The organism is Mycobacterium sp. (genome assembly GCF_025933915.1).
GTDB lineage: Bacteria > Actinomycetota > Actinomycetes > Mycobacteriales > Mycobacteriaceae > Mycobacterium.
The window spans coordinates 12,993-29,036 of sequence record NZ_JAICZA010000049.1 but is presented as its reverse complement, the minus strand read 5'-3'; the positions used below and the strand labels follow the sequence as shown (position 1 = coordinate 29,036).

The following is a 16,044-nucleotide window of genomic DNA, read 5'->3' as shown; positions in this document are numbered from 1 at the left end:
CGGCGAGTTGGGTCAGCACAACGGCCTGCCGGCCGCCCTCATCGTGACCACCACGCTGCGCGAGCTCGAGGCCGCCGCCGGGCGCGGCCTCACCGGCGGGGGCACCATCTTGCCGATGAGCGACGTGATCCGTTTGGGCCGCCACGCCCACCACTACCTGGCGATCTTCGACAAAGGCAAAGCCCTGGCGCTCTACCACACCAAACGCCTCGCCTCGCCGGGTCAGCGGATTGTGTTGTACGCCAAGGACCGCGGCTGCACCGCACCGGGCTGCGACGTCAAGGGCTACTACTGCGAAGTCCACCACGTCACCGACTACGCCGCCTGCCACACCACCGACATCAACGACCTCACCTTCGCCTGCGGCACCCACCACCGCATGCTCGCACCCCGCGGCTGGAGCACCCGCAAAACCGCCCGCGGCGATACCGAATGGATCCCACCCCCACACCTCGACCGCGCACAACCCCGCACCAACACCTACCACCACCCCGAAAAACTTCTTCGCGACGGAGACGACGACGAAGACCACAGCCCGGGGGCGGCGTGACCTACGCGCGCGCGGCGCGCTAAAGAAGCCGCGCCTGCTCGGGCTTCGGTTCGGCCGGCTCGAGTAGCTGCGGGCCGTTGTTGCGCACGTTGTTGACCAGGGTCGACACCTCGCGCATGCGGATGGCACGCACGTCGGGCGTGCGGGCCAGCAGTTTTTCGTCGATCGGGGCGTCGGGGTCGAGCCAGCGGTCCCAGTCGCGCTCGGGCATCACCAAGGGCATCCGATCGTGGACCTGCGCGAGCTCCCCGGGAGCGTCGGTCGTGATGATCGTGCAACTCAGCAGCGGCGCGGCGTCCTTCGCGGGCTTCCACACCGACCACAGGCCCGCCATGAACAGTGGCTCCCCGTCCTCCCGATACATGAAGAACGGTGTCTTGCGGGACTTCTTGCCAGCGGCGTCTGAGTTGACCCGCCATTCGTAGTAGCCGTCCATCGGGATCAGGCAACGCTTGGACTTGGCGCTGGTCCGGAAGGCGGGCGAGGTGGTGACCTTGTCGGCGCGGGCGTTGATCAGCATCGGGCCCTTGGTGTCGGGCGAGCCGTCGGAACCTGCCTTGGCCCACGGCGGCACCAGACCCCAGCGCATCAGCCGCACCCGCCGCGTCGGCTCGTCTTCGGGCTCGGCATGGCGGCTGACCACGGACGCGATGGTGGAGGTCGGTGCCACGTTGTAGTTGGGCGCCGTCGAAACAGCATCGGAGCCGGCGTCGGCGCCGGTGGCCTCGTCGATCGCCTTGATCTTCTGGGCCAGCAGAGCCGGGTCGGTCGTGACCGCGAACCGTCCGCACATAACTTCCATGGTGGCAGAGCCACAGGACTTCCAATGGCGGCAGAGCCACGGAACTCCTATTGGTGGCAGCAGCCGGTATCAGGCGATGATGGACCGGTGAGTACGTGGACGGCCCCCTTCGCACCGCAACCGGTGCATGCGACCGTAACCGTTCCGGGTTCGAAATCGCAGACCAACCGGGCCTTGGTGCTGGCGGCGCTGGCGGCCGCCCAGGGCCAGGGCGCCCCGACCATCGCCGGGGCGCTGCGCAGCCGGGACACCGATCTGATGATCGGTGCGCTGCGCACCCTGGGCCTGCGCGTCGACGGCGACGCGACGGAGTTGACGGTCAGCGGCCGCGTGTCGCCGGAATCGATGGCGCAGGTCGATTGCGGCCTGGCCGGCACGGTGCTGCGGTTCGTCCCGCCGCTGGCGGCACTCGCCGAATCGATCGTGGAGTTCGACGGCGACGAGCAGGCCAGGGCGCGGCCGATCGTGCCGCTGCTGGACGCGCTGCGCGGGCTGGGCGTGCGGATCGACGGCTCGGGTCTGCCGTTTCGGGTCCTGGGCACCGGTGCGATTCCCGGGGGCGCCGTCGAGATCGACGCGTCGGCCTCGTCGCAGTTCGTCTCCGGATTGCTGGTGTGCGCGGCGTCGTTCGACGAGGGCCTGACCGTGCAACACACCGGTTCGGCGCTGCCGTCCGCGCCGCACATCGCGATGACGGTGGTGATGCTGCGCCAGGCCGGCGTCGACGTCGACGACTCCGTCCCCAACCGTTGGACCGTGCGGCCCGGGCCGGTCGCGGCCCGGCACTGGGTGGTCGAGCCGGACCTCACGAATGCCGTGCCGTTCCTGGCGGCGGCCGTGGTCACCGGCGGCGCGGTGCGCATCACCGGCTGGCCGGCGGACAGCGTGCAGCCCGCCGATCACATCCTGGCCGTGTTGGAAAAGCTGAATGCCGTTGTCGTCAAACATGATTCGTTCCTGGAGACGCGTGGCTCCGGGGACTACGGCGGTTTTGACGTCGACCTGCGCGCGGTCGGCGAGCTGACACCGTCGGTGGCCGCCCTGGCGGCGCTGGCCACTCCGGGATCGGTGTCCCGGCTCACCGGCATCGCCCACTTGCGCGGACACGAGACCGATCGGCTCGCCGCGCTGAGCGCCGAGATCAACCGCCTGGGCGGCGATTGCACCGAAACGCCCGACGGCCTGGTGATCACCGCGAAGCCGCTGCGGCCCGGGGTCTGGCGCGCGTACGCCGACCACCGGATGGCGATGGCGGGCGCGATCGTGGGGCTAAAGGTGGCCGGCGTCGAGGTGGACGACATCGGCGCCACCACCAAGACGCTGCCGGACTTTCCCGGGCTGTGGGCCCACATGCTGACCACCCGGGAAGAGCACGGCATGTGAAGCCCGGCGACTACGACGAGTCCGACGTCAAAATCCGCTCCGGCCGGGGTTCGCGGCCGCGGACCAAGACCCGTCCAGAGCACGCCGACGCCCAGGGCGCGATGGTGGTCAGTGTGGACCGCGGCCGCTGGGGGTGCGTGCTGGGCGGCGACGTCGACCGTCGGGTCACCGCCATGCGGGCCCGGGAACTGGGCCGCACACCGATCGTGGTCGGCGACGACGTCGACGTGGTCGGCGACCTGTCCGGCCGGCCGGACGCCCTGGCGCGCATCGTGCGTCGCGGCGAGCGCCGAACGGTGTTGCGGCGCACCGCCGATGACACCGATTCCACCGAGCGGGTGGTGGTCGCCAACGCCGACCAGCTGCTGATCGTGGTGGCGCTGGCCGACCCGCCGCCCCGCACCGGGCTGGTGGACCGGACGCTGATCGCCGCCTACGCCGGCGGACTCACGCCGATCCTGTGCCTGACCAAGACCGACCTCGCCCCGCCGGAGCCGTTCGCGGAGCAGTTCGTCGACCTGGACCTGACGGTGGTCGTCGCGGGCGTCGACGATCCCCTGCTCGCGGTGGCGGACCTGCTCGCCGGCAAGATCACCGTGCTGCTGGGGCACTCCGGCGTGGGCAAGTCAACGCTGGTGAACCGGCTGGTGCCCGACGCGGACCGGGCCGTCGGCGAGGTCACCGACATCGGCCGGGGGCGGCACACCTCCACCCAATCGGTAGCGCTGCCCCTGGCGACCACCGGCTGGGTGATCGACACGCCGGGCATCCGATCCTTCGGGCTGGCCCACATCCGGCCCGACGACGTCATGATGGCGTTCTCGGACCTGGCCGAGGCCATCGAGGACTGCCCGCGCGGCTGTGGGCACCTGGGCCCGCCGGCCGACCCCGAATGCGCGCTGGACACGCTGTCCGGGCCCGCCGTCCGCCGCGTCGCGGCGGCGCGCCGGCTGCTGGCCGCGCTCAACCAGACTTCTTAGCCAGTCGCATCCCGAGCTCGTCCGGTGGCACCAAATGCCCTTCGGTGCAACGTATCTCAACGCTCGCCTCGGCGCCGCAACCCAGGTGGATCAGCCGCAGCCGGTTGCGCCCGGGCAGATGATGCCGGCCCCACTCGAACATCGCCCACACCACCGGCATGAAATCGGTGCCGGCCTGGGTGAGCACGTACTCGTCGCGGCTGCGCTGACCGGGCTCCCGATAGGGCCGGCGCCGTAGCAGCCCCAGCTCGACCAGTTCGGCCAGCCGCGCCGAGGTGGCGGCCTTGGTGATGCCCACCCGGCGGGCGAAGTCGTCGAATCGAGTGGTGCCGTAGTACGCCTCGCGCATGATCAGCATCGCGGATTTGGTGCCGACGACCGCCATCGTCTTCTCGATCGCGCACTCGCCCACCGCCGACCAGGCGTCGCGGTCGGCCAGCGGCCCCTGCAGCAGTGTCATCTACATCACCTCCCAGCTGGGTTGCTTTAAGCATACCGAGGTGTTTATCTGAGTATAGTTAAATATACTCAGACGACTCGAGGAGGAGCCATGAACCAGGGTCGCGACGCCGTCATCGTCGGAGCAGTGCGCAGCCCCATCGGCAAGGGCAAAGTCAGTGGCGCGCTGCACGATGTGTTGCCCGCCGACCTGCTGGCGCACAGCCTGCGCGAACTGGTGGCGCGCACCGGCGTGGATCCGGCGCAGGTCGACGATGTCATCGCCGGCGCCGTCACCCAGGTCGGCGACCAGGCGGTCAACATCGCACGCAACGCCCTACTGGGCGCGGGATTCCCGGAGACGGTGCCCGGCGTCACCATCGACCGCCAGTGCGGCAGCAGCCAGCAGGCCATCAGCTTCGCGGCGCAGGGTGTGATCGCCGGCGCCTACGACCTCGTCATCGCCGCCGGCGTGGAATCGATGAGCCGCGTCCCGATGGGCACCCAGGTGTCACCGGGCAGCAACCCGTTCGGCGAGGGCATGGACGCGCGCTACCCCGACGGCCTGGTGCCCCAAGGCATCAGCGCCGAACTGATCGCCGCGAAGTGGGGCTTCTCGCGCACCGAACTCGACGAGTTCTCCGCCGGCAGCCACGAGAAGGCCGCCCGCGCCACCAAGGAAGGGCTGTTCGACAACGAGCTCGTCCCGATCGCCGGTCTTGCCACCGACGAGATCATCCGCCCCGGCACGACGGTGCAGACGCTGGCCGGACTGCAGCCGGCGTTCTACAGCGACGCGGCCAAAGCCCGCTTCCCGCAAATCAATTGGGAGATCACACCGGGCAACTCGTCGCCCCTGTCCGACGGCAGTGCCGCGGTCTTGATCACCAGCAGCGAGGTGGCGGCAAAGCTGGGCCTGCGCCCGCTGGCCCGGATCCACACCACCACCGTGGTGGGCTCCGACCCGTTGTACATGCTGACCGGCGTCATCCCGGCCACCGAGAAGGTGCTGTCGAAGGCGGGTCTGACCCTGGCCGACATCGACCTGTTCGAGGTGAACGAGGCGTTCGCGCCCGTCGTGCTGGCCTGGGCCAAGGACACCGGCGCGGATCTCGCCAAGACCAACGTCAACGGCGGCGCGATCGCGATCGGTCACCCGTTGGGCGCCAGCGGCGCTCGCATCATGACGACGCTCCTCAACGCCTTGGAGCAGCGCGGCGGCCGGTATGGGCTGCAGACGATGTGCGAGGGCGGCGGCATGGCCAACGCCACCATCATCGAACGGCTGGGCTAGGAGACGGGGCGATGACCGTGATCCGCGCTGCCGCAGTGCAACTCAGCCCGGTGCTGTATAGCCGTGAGGGGACCGTCGAGCGTGTGGTCAGCAAGATCGAGCAGCTGGCGCACCATGGCGTTCAGTTCGCGACGTTCCCGGAGACGGTGGTGCCTTACTACCCCTACTTCTCGTTCGTCGAGCGCCCGTTCGAGATGCGGCCCGAGCACCTCAGGCTGCTGGATCAGGCCGTGACGATACCGTCGCCGGCGGTCGACGCGATCGCCGAGGCGGCACGAGCGGCCGGCATGGTGGTGTCGATCGGTGTCAACGAGCGCGACGGTGGTTCGTTGTACAACGCGCAGCTGTTGTTCGACGCCGACGGCACCCTGCTGCAGCGCCGCCGCAAGATCATGCCGACCTACCACGAACGGATGGTCTGGGGCCAGGGTGACGGCAGCGGGCTGCGCGCGGTCGACAGCGCGGTGGGGCGCATCGGGCAGTTGGCGTGCTACGAGCACTTCAACGCGCTGGAACGGTACGCCTTGATCGCCGACGGCGAGCAGATCCACTCGAGCATGTTTCCCGGATCGTTCGGAGGCGACTTATTCGCGCGACAGATGGAGATCAGCGTGCGCAATCACGCGCTCGAGGGGGGCGTCTTCGTCGTCAATGCGACCGCGTGGCTCGACGCCGATCAGCAGGCGCAGATCATGGCCGACACGGGCTGTCCGATCGGTCCGATCTCGGGCGGCCAATTCACCGCGATCATCACGCCCCAGGGCGAGTACCTGGGTGAGCCGCTGCGCTCCGGCGAGGGTGAGGTCATCGCCGATCTCGACTTGTCGTTGATCGACACCCGCAAGGTCCTCATGGACGCCGGCGGCCACTACAGCCGGCCCGAAATGCTGAGCCTGCTGATCGATCGCACCCCTAGCGCGCAGGTGCACGACAACAGCGAACTCGAGGAGGTCGAGCATGTCAGCGTCTGAAACCCGCTTCGACGGTGTGCGAGTGCGCTACGACAGCGCCAAGAGCTACGGCGAGCTGGTCGCCGCGCTGCTGGCCGACATCGGCGCCGCCCCGGTGCCCATCAATGACATCGCGACATCCACCGGCGACTGGCAAGCTTATGAGGAGCACGTCGAATCCCACGTCGGCCCAAGCGGATTCATGCTGTTTGGGATTGTCGACCACAGTGCCTGGATCACCAAAGCCGGCATCGACCGCAAGGTGTTGCGCGTGATCCTCGGCAACCCGCTGATCGCCATCACCATGCTGCGCCACGACGTGACCGCGGGCCTGTTCGCCCCGGTCGAGCTGCTGATCACCGACAGCGGCACGGGCAGCAGCGTGACCTACGTCAAGCCGTCATCGCTCATGGTCATCGAGACCAATCCCGAGTTACTCAGCGCCGCAAAACAACTCGACGCCAAGCTGGCGTCGCTGGCCGAAAAGGTGACCGGCGGCTTCTGACAACGCTGGAACTGGCGGTCGGCGCCGCGGCGGTTCTGGCTGGTTAAACAAGCAGCACCACTCGCGTGGGCCGGGCGCAACGTCCATGCTCGGGTCGCATTTCTCCTGGACCCGTCCGGTCGAAGACGAGGTGGCCTGACCGTTGGCCGGCTGGCACCCAACGTGCACTCAGTGCGAAAATCAGCGAAATATTCGCAGCGAGTACACGTTCGGCGCAAAGGCAAAGGGCGCTTAGGCGGCCAGGTCGCCGGCGCGGCGTGTCGCGGCAGCCCGCTTCCCGCGCCGCCAACCCCGCACGGCGGCAATCCCGGACTTGAGCCCGCGACGGCGGCCGGTGACCGGATCGGTACCCAGGAAACCCGGCTCGAGTTCGGCGAACATCCGCTCGCTGCGCGTCTCCGGCGCGTTGTCGGCGTCGTCGCGCAAGTACTTGTTCGGCAGCGAGAGCTTGGCCAGCGTGCGCCACGTCTTGGCGTACTGGAGCAGGAAAGAGCCTGTGGTGTAAGGCAAGTCGTACTTGTCGCAGATTTCGCGCACCCGCACCGAGATCTCGTGCAGCCGGTTGCTCGGCAGGTCCGGATAGAGGTGGTGCTCGATCTGGTGGCACAGGTTGCCGCTCATGAACCGCAGCAGCCATCCGCCTTCGAAGTTGGCGCTGCCCAGCATCTGACGCAGATACCACTGCCCCTTGGTTTCGCCGATCATGTCGGACTTGGTGAATTTCTCTGCGCCGTCGGGGAAATGGCCGCAGAAGATGACGGCGTTGGCCCACACGTTGCGGATCACGTTGGCAACCGCGTTGGCCTTCAGCGTGGACGTGTAGGTCGCGCCGGGCGACAGCGCGGTCAGCGCCGGGAACGCGACATAGTCCTTGAGCACCTGACGGCCGGCCTTGGCCAAGAACTCCTCCGTCCGCTGCCGTGCTTCGTCGTTATCCATCCGTTTCTTGACGATTTTGCCGAGCTCGACGTGCTGCAGGCCGACGCCCCACTCGAAGAGGAGTGCCAGCAGAGTGTTGTAAACCAGGTTCAGGCTGTTGAAGCGCTTCCAGCGCTGGTCGCGGGTGACGCGCAGCAGGCCGTAGCCGACGTCGTCGTCCATCCCGAGAATGTTGGTGTACTTGTGGTGCACGAAATTGTGGGTGTATCGCCAGTGCTTGGACGACCCGCTCATGTCCCACTCCCATGTCGAGGAGTGAATCTCGGGGTCGTTCATCCAGTCCCACTGGCCGTGCATGACGTTGTGGCCGATCTCCATGTTCTCGACGATCTTGGCCACGCCCAGGGTCACCGTCCCCGCCCACCAGGCCGAGCGCCGCGAACTGGCGGCCAGCAGCAGCCGGCCCGTCACCTCCAGTGCGCGCTGGGCCGCGATGGTGCGGCGGATGTAGCGGGAGTCCCGCTCGCCGCGCGAGTCTTCGACGTCCTGGCGGATAGCATCCAGCTCAACGGCCAGGCTTTCGATATCGGCGTCCGTCAGATGGGCGAATACGTCGACGTCGGTGATCGCCATCGTCGTCATCTCCCTGCGGTTGTTTTCATGGTCGGTACCTACGCTATCGTAACCTACGAATCCGTAGGTTACCTGTGGGTAGCCTTTAAATGTCGAGCGTGCAATCACCGGACGCGGCCGACACACAGGTTTGCACCCGGGTCCCGGGCTCGTGCTCCTGGCCGGTCCGCAGGTCACGGACGTGACCCTCCACCAGGCTGACCACGCACGACTGGCAGATACCCATGCGGCACCCGAAGGGCATCTGAACCCCGGCGCCCTCCCCCGCGTCCATCAACGACGTCGCCGCGTCGGCGGCGACAGTGCGTCGGCTTTGGGCGAAGGTGACCGTTCCACCGGCACCAACGGGTGCGGCCCTGGTCACCGCGAAGCGCTCGAGGTGCAATCGCTCGCTGACGCCGGCGGCCGCCCACACGCGCTCAGCCGCAGTGAGCAAGCCCTCCGGCCCGCAGGCCCACGTCTGCCGCTCCCGCCAATCCGGCACCTCGCTGTCGAGCACCGATAGGTCGAGCCGACCTTGCGCGCGAGTCTCCCGCAGCCTCATGCGATAGCCCGGGTGGTCGGCCGCCAGCGCGGCCAACTCGGTGCGAAACATCACGTCGGATTCGGTGGGCGCCGAATGCAGGTGGGCGATGTCACCAATTTGGTTGCGGCGCGCCAGGGTTCGCAGCATCGACATCACCGGCGTGATCCCGGAGCCGGCGGTGAGGAACAGGATCGACGCGGGCGCCGGATCGGGCAGCACGAAGTTGCCCTGCGGCGCGGCCAGCCGGACCACGGTGCCCGGCTCGACGCCGGCCACCAAATGCGACGACAGGAAACCCTCGGGCATCGCTTTGACGGTGATGGTCACGGTGCGTGCCGAACCAGAAGTTCCCGCCGCCGGGGTCGACGTGAGCGAATACGACCGCCAGCGCCAGCGTCCGTCCATCAGCAATCCGATGCCCATGTACTGGCCCGGCTGGTAGTCAAAGTTGAAACCCCAGCCCGGTTTGATGACCAGGGTCGCGGAATCCTCCGTCTCGCGGCGTACCTGAAGGATTCGGCCCCGCAGTTCCCGCGCAGACCAGAGCGGATTGGCCAAATGCAAGTAGTCGTCGGGCAACAGCGGCGTCGTGATGCGCGCGGCGAGCTTGCGCAGCGCATTCCAGCCGGGATGCCGGTCCGCGCCGGCAATCACGGGTCGCTTGGTGTCGACGACGTTGCCCGTGATCGATGGGTTACGTCTGCCCAGGGGAAGCTCCTGCTCACTACGCGGCGTCTGTCTTACGCTCACATTGTGATCGATTCTGTGTGCTTCACAAAACCTACGGTACCGTAACCTACGGTGTCGTAGCTAGGGCCGCGGTCTGGAATGCCTCACATTCGACATCAGAGCAGCTCCAACAAAAATGGCAGCTCCTGGTTGGCGTACCAGGCCAAGTCGTGGTCTTGCGCGTCGCCGACGATCAGGTCGGCGTCCTCATCGCCCAGATCGGCCGCGTCGACGGCCTCGATGGCCTTCGCCACCGCCTCTTCGGCCCCGGCGTTGTCGACGTAGGCGGCGACCACGTCCTCGATCCGGACCGGCCCGGACAGTCTGACGACGGCGTCGTCGAGGTCGGGACGGTAGGTGATGTCGCCGACGTCGGCGGCCAGCACCGCCCGGCGGGGCGGCAGGGACTCCGAGGGCACTTCAGCCGCTTCCGTCCCCCGGGCCGCCAGGAGACGTAGCGACGCCAGCGCCGCCTCGCGCAGTGCCACGTCGGCGAGCTCGTCGTCATCGCCCTCGGCGTAGGCCTCGCGCAACGTCGGCGTTAGCGCGAATGCCGTGCCGTTGACCGGCCGCACCGAGCCGTCGGCGACGAGCTGCTGCAACATGGCCAGCGTGGCGGGGATATAGACGATCGTCATATGCGGCTAAACGAGCGTGGCCGCGTAGTCGTCGACATACCTCGACAGCTCACGCGGCGGGCGCTGGTAGTTCGCACTCACGACGGGACGCCGCGGCAGCTTGACCTTGGGCGCCTCGACATCGCGGTAGGAGATCGTGGACAACAAATGGGCCATCATGTTCAGCCGCGCGTGTTTCTTGATATCCGATTCCACGACGTACCACGGGCTCGCCGGGGTATCGGTGTGCACCATCATCTCGTCCTTCGCGCGTGAATAATCCTCCCACCGGTATACCGATTCCAGGTCGATCGGGCTCAGCTTCCACCGCCGAACCGGGTCATCGAGGCGCGCCTTGAACCGCCGCAGTTGTTCGGCCTCGGACACCGAGAACCAGTACTTGCGCAGCAGTATCCCGTCGTCGATGAGCATCTGCTCGAAGATCGGCGTCTGCCGCAAAAACAGCGCATGCTCTTGCGGCGTACAGAATCCCATGACTTTCTCGATGCCCGCCCGGTTGTACCACGACCGGTCGAACAGCACGATCTCACCCTTGGTGGGCAAGTGGGCGATGTAGCGCTGGTAATACCACTGCCCGCGTTCGCGATCCGTCGGCGTCGGCAGCGCGGCGACGCGCGCGACCCGCGGGCTGAGGTATTCGGTGATCCGTTTGATGGCACCGCCCTTGCCGGCGGCGTCACGACCTTCGAAGATCACCCCCAGGCGCGCCCCGGAATATCGCACCCACTCTTGTAGCTTCACCAATTCCGTTTGCAGCCGGAACAATTCGGCTGCGTAGACGGTGTCGGAAATCTTGGGCCTGGCTGGTTTCACAGCACGAATGATAGCCGTACGCAGGGGTTTTCACCGCCGACTAGGACCGGGAAGCCTCGAGCAGTTCCTCGAGAGCCTGGTTCAGCAGTCCCGGCAGCAGCGCGACATCGCTCATGGCTTCGCGGTCGGCGTTGATTCCGTAATAGAGCATGCCGTTATACGACGTCACGCCGATCGCCAGCGCCTGGTTGTGCAGCAGCGGCGGCACCGCGTAGGTCTCCAGCAACTTGGTGCCGGCGACGTACATCTGCGACTGGGCCCCGGGCGCGTTGGTGATCAGCAGGTTGAACGTGCGCTTGGAGAAGCTCGGGAAACTGGTCGCGACCCGGATTCCCATGGCGTGCAGCGTCGGCGGCGCGAAACCCGACAACGTGACGATGGTCCTGGCGTCCACCAGATGGGCGGCCGTCGCGTTGGACTCGGTGGCGTGCGCGATCTGCGAGAGCCGCACCACCGCGTTCGGCTCCCCCACCGGCAGGTCGACAAGGAACGGCATGACCTGGCTGATCGCCTGACCGGGGCCGCTCGCGTCGAGATCACCCTCGTCGTACACCGACAGCGGCGCCATCGCCCGCACCGTCGCGGTCGGCGACACCGCCACCCCACGCGACATCAACCAGTTGCCCAGGGCGCCAGCGATCACGGCGAGCACCACGTCGTTGACGTCGCAGTCGTAGCGGGCCCGCACGGCGCGGTAATCCTCGAGGCTGCCGGTGGCGACGGTAAACCGGCGATGGCGCGAAACGGTGGCATTGAGCGGGCTGCTGGGCGCGTCACCCCGGGCCAGGGTGCGCACGAGATCGAACGCCCGGCGGCCGGCGCCGACCAACTCGCCGTAGTTCGTCATCAGGCCGCCGATCGCGGACCCGACGGCCTGCAGCTGCGCGCTCGGGCCCACCAGCCACTCACCGATCGCGCCGAGAACCAGCCGGGTATTGCCCGGGTCGCGTTCCGGTATCCAGATGTCTTCGGGGGCCGGTGGCGGACGTTTCGTGCGGTCGCTGATGACGTGGTTGATTTCCGGCGCCGCCATCCCGTTGATCAGCGCTTGATGCGATTTGGTGTAGAGGGCGACCCGGTTCTTGGACAGGCCCTCGACCAGGTACATCTCCCACAGCGGCCTCGACTTGTCCAGCGGCCGCGCGGCCAGCCGCGCGATCAGCTCATGCAGTTGCCCGTCGCTGCCCGGCGAGGGCAGCGCCGAGCGCCGCACGTGATAGGTGATGTCGAAGTCGTTGTCGTCGATCCACACCGGCCGGGCCGTGCTGACCCGCACCTCGCGGACTTTCTGCCGGTAGCGCGGAACCTGGGGCAGCCGTTGCTCGACGGTGGCCAGCAGCGTCTCGTAACTCAGGCCGGCACGCGGCCGGCGCAGGATGGCCAGCGATCCGACGTACATGGGGGTGGCGGTGTTCTCCAGCCGATAGAACGACGCATCCGGCGGGGACAACCGGGTCACCATACGGCGCAGTCCTCCTCGTCGATCCATCCTGCTGTCGCCTCGAGCGATGTCTCGCCCACGGTAATCGCCCGTTCCGGGCGCACGTCAGCATGGGCACGCGCGATCGGGGAGTTATGCCATGATGACGACTGACTAACCACTGTCTGCCCTCTCTCCAGCAGGCTTCCGGTCCGGCCGAAGAGTTGGAGAGTGCGCGTTGAACACTAGTCCCCTTGCGATTCCATCTGACGCTTTCACCGTCATACCGGTCGTCGACTACGAGCCGGAAACCCAGGGCATGCCGCGCACCGTGCCGCAGTGCCGGCGGTCCTCGCGCACCCCGTCACGCGGCCGCAGCGGCCACGCTCCGCCCCGGCCCTACACCGGGCCACCCAGCAGAGCACCGGTGCCGGATTCCGGCCGGGTCATGTCCGCGCGGATGCGCCAGGCGGCGATCTTCGCCGACGCCGCGCTCCGGCGCGTGCTGGAGGTCATCGACCGCCGCCGCCCGGCCGCCCAGCTGAATCCGATGCTGGCACCCAGCCTGGTGGATTCGGTTGTCGCGGTTGGGCGTTCGGTGACCGGGCAGACGCCTGGTCACGCGGGTGCCGCGGTGTTGCGCCGCATGCGATTGCAGCCGGCGGGTCACCGCGACCCCGAGGCCGCGGCCGAGGTCTTCGGCTCCTACAGCCGCGGAAGCCGGATCCACGCCATCGCGTGCCGGGTGGAACAGGTGAGCGTCGCGAGCGGGCGCCGATGGATGGTGGTGGCCCTGCACATCGGGTGACCGCGCCGGTCAGTTCGCCGCGCTGGCGGCCCGCGGGCCGCTGGCGTAGCGGGCCACGATCGGCCCCACGATCGCCATGACCAAAACGTAGGACGTCGCCACCGCCGCGACGGCGGGCAGCGACGTGCCGGCCAATCCGATGATGATCAACGAGAATTCGCCCCGGGCGATCAGCGCGGTGCCCGCGCGCAACTGACCGCGCCGCGCCACTCCGTCGTGCCGGGCCGCAAAGATCCCGGTGGCCACCTTGGTCGCGGCGGTCACCACGGCCAGCATCAGTGCGGCGGGAAGCATGGGAATCAGCTCCCGCGGATCCACCGCGTAGCCGATCGCCAGGAAGAAAATGGCGGAGAACAAATCGCGCAGCGGGCCCAGCACCTGGCGGGCGCGCTCGGCCGTTTCCCCGGTCAGCGTCAGGCCCACCAGGAAGGCGCCCACCGCGGCCGAGGCGTGCAGGGATTCGGCCAGCGCCGCCACGATCAGGGTGATTCCCAGCACCCGCAGCATCAGTTGTTCGGAGTCGGGATGTTGGACCAGCCGGTCCATGTGGTGACCCCAGCGGTAGGAGACGGCGAACGCCACCGCCAGGGCGCCCACCGCCACCACCATGCCGACGACGGCGTGCAGCCACCCGCCGCCCGACGCCAGGACGGCGAACAGCGGCAGATAGGCGGCCATCGCGAAGTCTTCGAGCACCAACACCGACAGCACCGCCGGCGTTTCCCGGTTACCGAGCCGTTGCAAGTCCCCCAGCAGCCGTGCGATGACGCCCGACGACGAGATGTAGGTGACGCCGGCCAGGCACAGGATGGCCACGCCGTCCAATCCCAGCAGCCAGCCGGCGATCGCGCCGGGCGTGGCGTTCAGGACGATGTCGACGGCCGCGGACGGCAGGTGGTGGCGCATGCTGCTGGCGAATTCGGCCGCCGAGAACTCGCACCCCAGGGTGAGCAGCAGCAACACGACACCGATGGGTGCGCTGGTGGTGATGAACTCCCCGCCGGCGGCCATCGGCAGGATCCCGCCATTGCCCAGGGCCAGGCCCGCCAGCAAGTACACGGGTATGGGCGAGAGCGCGAATCGGCGTGCGGCGCCGCCCAATACGGCCAGCGTGGCCAGGAGAGCGCCGAGTTGTAGCAACAGCGTCCCCGAGATTTGCACCCGCTCAACCTTTGTCGATAATTTGCTCGACGCCGGCGATGCCGTCTTCGGTGCCGATCACGATCAAAACGTCCCGAACATGCAGCATCTCCGCGGGGCCCGGTGACGCGAGCACTTGCTCGTTGCGGACGATGGCGACGATGGACGCCCCGGTGCGGGTGCGGGCGTGGGTGTCCCCCAGCGGGTGGTCCACGAAGGGGCTGCCGGCCAGGATGTGGACCTGTCCCGTCTCGAGCCCGGGTATCTCGCGGGCCAGCTCGGTGAACCGCTCGGCGATCCGGGGCGCCCCCAGGATCTGCGCCACGGCCTCGGCCTCCTGGTCGCTGAGGTGGAGCAGCGGCCGGGCCTCGTCCGGATCCTCGCGGGTATAGACGACGACGTCGAAATCGCCTCCGCGCCGCGCGATGATGCCGATGCGGTCGCCCTTCTGATCGGTGAATTCGTAGCGAAGACCGACCCCGGGCAGCAACACCTCCTTGACATCCATGCCGTCAATCCTGACAGGTCGCGCGGCGCGCCGTCAGCGGACCGCCGCACTTGCTCGTGCGCTAATGCAGCTCCGCCGGTTGGGTCGGCTCCCGGCGCGGCCGGCGCCCCAGCGGCAGCAGCATCGGCACCCGGCGACGGTAATCGCGATACTGCTCACCCAGCGCCTCCACCAGGTCGTGCTCTTCCAGATGGGTGGCGACCAGGATGTAGCCCGTCATGGCGACCGAGAAGAGCAGGTGTCCGGCCGTCATGGTGGGCACCGCCCAGAAGACGATGACGAAACCGAGCATCAGCGGGTGGCGCACCAACCGGTACAGCATCCGCGCGTGAAAACCTATGTGTGTGTACGGTTTTCCACGCCACGCCAGAAACACCTGGCGAAGGCCGAACAGGTCGAAGTGGCTGACCATGAACGTCGCGGCCAGCGCGATCGCCCAGCCGAGCCAGAACAACGTCCACAGCACCAGGCGCCCCGCCGGCAGCCGCACATCCCAGACGACGGCCGGCATCGTCCGCCATTGCCAGTAGAGCAACACCAGCACCACGTTGGACAACATCACATAGGTGCTGCGCTCTATCGACGCCGGCACCAATCGTGTCCACCACGCCTTGAATGACGGCCGCGCCATGATGCTGTGCTGCACGGCGAATAGAGCCAGCAGCACGATGTTGACCAGGACGGCCTGACCGATGGGCGCCGACAGCCCGTGATCGACGGTTCGCGGCACCCAGAAGTTTCCCAGGAAAGCCACGAGGTACAGAAACGCGGCGAGAAAGAGCAGGTAAGCCGCGACGCCGTAGCCCACTATCAAGAATCGCTTCATTAGCTGATTGTGCGCCTCATCGGCGCATTTGAACATGGGGCGGATGCCTCATTTTCAGCCGCGGTAGGCACGTTTTCGGCCGCGATCTCGGGTTAGCTGGGCACCGGGTTCACCGGGCCCGTGCCGCAGCGCGTACTTGCTGGTGCCGATGCGGTTCGACCTTCCACCCGGGCGCCGGGTGTGCGGCCTGCCGCACCTTCGGCGCCGGGTGTGCGGCCTGCC

Annotated in this window: 17 protein-coding genes; 7 read left to right on the top strand and 10 right to left on the bottom strand. The window is 67.8% G+C overall.

From position 1 onward, the window contains the following. The coding region (locus Q0W90_RS10330) for an HNH endonuclease signature motif containing protein (RefSeq protein ID WP_297774432.1) at positions 1–550 on the top strand (550 nt) is incomplete at its 5' end. A 19-nt stretch (positions 551–569) separates the two neighbouring features. Here Q0W90_RS10330 and Q0W90_RS10325 read toward each other — a convergent pair. Continuing rightward, complete coding sequence (locus tag Q0W90_RS10325) at positions 570–1,343, bottom strand: SOS response-associated peptidase (protein ID WP_297699017.1); 774 nt, start codon at positions 1,341–1,343, stop codon at positions 570–572. Positions 1,344–1,439: 96 nt separating this feature from the next. On the opposite strand from Q0W90_RS10325, the gene aroA reads away from it, so the two are divergent. Together aroA and rsgA are read left to right on the top strand one after the other, a co-directional pair. Beyond that, a complete protein-coding gene (gene aroA / locus Q0W90_RS10320; protein ID WP_297774430.1) occupies positions 1,440–2,735 on the top strand; it encodes a 3-phosphoshikimate 1-carboxyvinyltransferase in 1,296 nt (431 codons plus the stop codon). After that, complete coding sequence (gene rsgA / locus Q0W90_RS10315; RefSeq protein WP_297774428.1) at positions 2,732–3,715, top strand: ribosome small subunit-dependent GTPase A; 984 nt, start codon at positions 2,732–2,734, stop codon at positions 3,713–3,715. The genes aroA and rsgA overlap by 4 nt, the downstream gene beginning before the upstream one ends. Here rsgA and Q0W90_RS10310 read toward each other — a convergent pair. After that, a complete protein-coding gene (locus tag Q0W90_RS10310) occupies positions 3,699–4,175 on the bottom strand; it encodes a helix-turn-helix domain-containing protein (protein ID WP_297774426.1) in 477 nt (158 codons plus the stop codon). The genes rsgA and Q0W90_RS10310 overlap by 17 nt on opposite strands. Positions 4,176–4,265: 90 nt before the next feature. Between Q0W90_RS10310 and Q0W90_RS10305 the strand changes: the two genes are divergently transcribed. The 3 genes from Q0W90_RS10305 to Q0W90_RS10295 are packed head-to-tail and all read left to right on the top strand — an operon-like array spanning position 4,266 to position 6,902. Next, positions 4,266–5,447 carry an acetyl-CoA C-acyltransferase gene (locus Q0W90_RS10305; RefSeq protein WP_297601347.1) on the top strand — a complete coding sequence of 394 codons (1,182 nt, stop codon included), beginning with the start codon at positions 4,266–4,268 and terminating at the stop codon, positions 5,445–5,447. Between the two features lie 11 nt (positions 5,448–5,458). Continuing rightward, on the top strand, positions 5,459–6,418 hold the full coding sequence (locus tag Q0W90_RS10300) for a carbon-nitrogen hydrolase family protein (protein WP_297699009.1): 960 nt from the start codon (positions 5,459–5,461) through the stop codon (positions 6,416–6,418). Continuing rightward, positions 6,405–6,902, top strand: a complete 498-nt coding sequence (locus tag Q0W90_RS10295) for a DUF302 domain-containing protein (protein WP_297774424.1) — start codon at positions 6,405–6,407, stop codon at positions 6,900–6,902. The genes Q0W90_RS10300 and Q0W90_RS10295 overlap by 14 nt, the downstream gene beginning before the upstream one ends. 231 nt (positions 6,903–7,133) lie before the next feature. Here the strand turns inward: Q0W90_RS10295 and Q0W90_RS10290 are convergent, their stop codons facing one another. The 5 genes from Q0W90_RS10290 to Q0W90_RS10270 form a co-directional block, all read right to left on the bottom strand. Next, positions 7,134–8,414: a fatty acid desaturase gene (locus Q0W90_RS10290; protein ID WP_297699007.1), complete on the bottom strand. Its 1,281-nt coding sequence runs from the start codon at positions 8,412–8,414 to the stop codon at positions 7,134–7,136. 85 nt (positions 8,415–8,499) lie between these two features. After that, complete coding sequence (locus tag Q0W90_RS10285) at positions 8,500–9,648, bottom strand: ferredoxin reductase (RefSeq protein WP_297699023.1); 1,149 nt, start codon at positions 9,646–9,648, stop codon at positions 8,500–8,502. Between the two features lie 137 nt (positions 9,649–9,785). Then, the gene (locus tag Q0W90_RS10280; protein WP_297598478.1) at positions 9,786–10,307 is read right to left on the bottom strand and encodes a hypothetical protein; all 522 of its coding nucleotides are present in this window, start codon (positions 10,305–10,307) and stop codon (positions 9,786–9,788) included. A gap of 6 nt (positions 10,308–10,313) precedes the next feature. Then, positions 10,314–11,132, bottom strand: a complete 819-nt coding sequence (gene ppk2, locus Q0W90_RS10275; protein ID WP_297774437.1) for a polyphosphate kinase 2 — start codon at positions 11,130–11,132, stop codon at positions 10,314–10,316. Positions 11,133–11,160: 28 nt separating this feature from the next. Then, entirely contained in the window at positions 11,161–12,582 is a 1,422-nt protein-coding gene (locus Q0W90_RS10270; protein ID WP_297598475.1) for a wax ester/triacylglycerol synthase family O-acyltransferase, read from the bottom strand. 241 nt (positions 12,583–12,823) lie between these two features. Here Q0W90_RS10270 and Q0W90_RS10265 point away from each other — a divergent pair, with 241 nt between their 5' ends. Further along, on the top strand, positions 12,824–13,348 hold the full coding sequence (locus Q0W90_RS10265) for an Rv3235 family protein (protein WP_363319575.1): 525 nt from the start codon (positions 12,824–12,826) through the stop codon (positions 13,346–13,348). 9 nt (positions 13,349–13,357) lie between these two features. Here Q0W90_RS10265 and Q0W90_RS10260 read toward each other — a convergent pair whose 3' ends face one another. From Q0W90_RS10260 to mddA, 3 genes are all read right to left on the bottom strand, one after another. Next, positions 13,358–14,509 (bottom strand): cation:proton antiporter, encoded by a 1,152-nt coding sequence (locus Q0W90_RS10260; RefSeq protein WP_297774421.1) that lies wholly within the window; start codon positions 14,507–14,509, stop codon positions 13,358–13,360. A gap of 4 nt (positions 14,510–14,513) precedes the next feature. Further along, positions 14,514–14,996 (bottom strand): cation:proton antiporter regulatory subunit, encoded by a 483-nt coding sequence (locus tag Q0W90_RS10255; protein WP_297598470.1) that lies wholly within the window; start codon positions 14,994–14,996, stop codon positions 14,514–14,516. Between the two features lie 61 nt (positions 14,997–15,057). Then, the gene (gene mddA / locus Q0W90_RS10250) at positions 15,058–15,822 is read right to left on the bottom strand and encodes a methanethiol S-methyltransferase (protein WP_297774418.1); all 765 of its coding nucleotides are present in this window, start codon (positions 15,820–15,822) and stop codon (positions 15,058–15,060) included. Between the last annotated feature and the right edge of the window lie 222 nt (positions 15,823–16,044).

Excerpts from the sequence above, each read along its gene's own strand:
- Q0W90_RS10325 (WP_297699017.1), bottom strand. The coding sequence starts at position 1,343 with ATGTGCGGACGGTTCGCGGTCACGACCGACCCGGCTCTGCTGGCCCAG.
- Q0W90_RS10310 (WP_297774426.1), bottom strand. The coding sequence starts at position 4,175 with ATGACACTGCTGCAGGGGCCGCTGGCCGACCGCGACGCCTGGTCGGCG.
- Q0W90_RS10305 (WP_297601347.1), top strand. The coding sequence starts at position 4,266 with ATGAACCAGGGTCGCGACGCCGTCATCGTCGGAGCAGTGCGCAGCCCC.
- Q0W90_RS10300 (WP_297699009.1), top strand. The coding sequence starts at position 5,459 with ATGACCGTGATCCGCGCTGCCGCAGTGCAACTCAGCCCGGTGCTGTAT.
- Q0W90_RS10295 (WP_297774424.1), top strand. The coding sequence starts at position 6,405 with ATGTCAGCGTCTGAAACCCGCTTCGACGGTGTGCGAGTGCGCTACGAC.
- Q0W90_RS10290 (WP_297699007.1), bottom strand. The coding sequence starts at position 8,414 with ATGGCGATCACCGACGTCGACGTATTCGCCCATCTGACGGACGCCGAT.
- Q0W90_RS10280 (WP_297598478.1), bottom strand. The coding sequence starts at position 10,307 with ATGACGATCGTCTATATCCCCGCCACGCTGGCCATGTTGCAGCAGCTC.
- Q0W90_RS10270 (WP_297598475.1), bottom strand. The coding sequence starts at position 12,582 with ATGGTGACCCGGTTGTCCCCGCCGGATGCGTCGTTCTATCGGCTGGAG.
- Q0W90_RS10255 (WP_297598470.1), bottom strand. The coding sequence starts at position 14,996 with ATGGATGTCAAGGAGGTGTTGCTGCCCGGGGTCGGTCTTCGCTACGAA.
- mddA (WP_297774418.1), bottom strand. The coding sequence starts at position 15,822 with ATGAAGCGATTCTTGATAGTGGGCTACGGCGTCGCGGCTTACCTGCTC.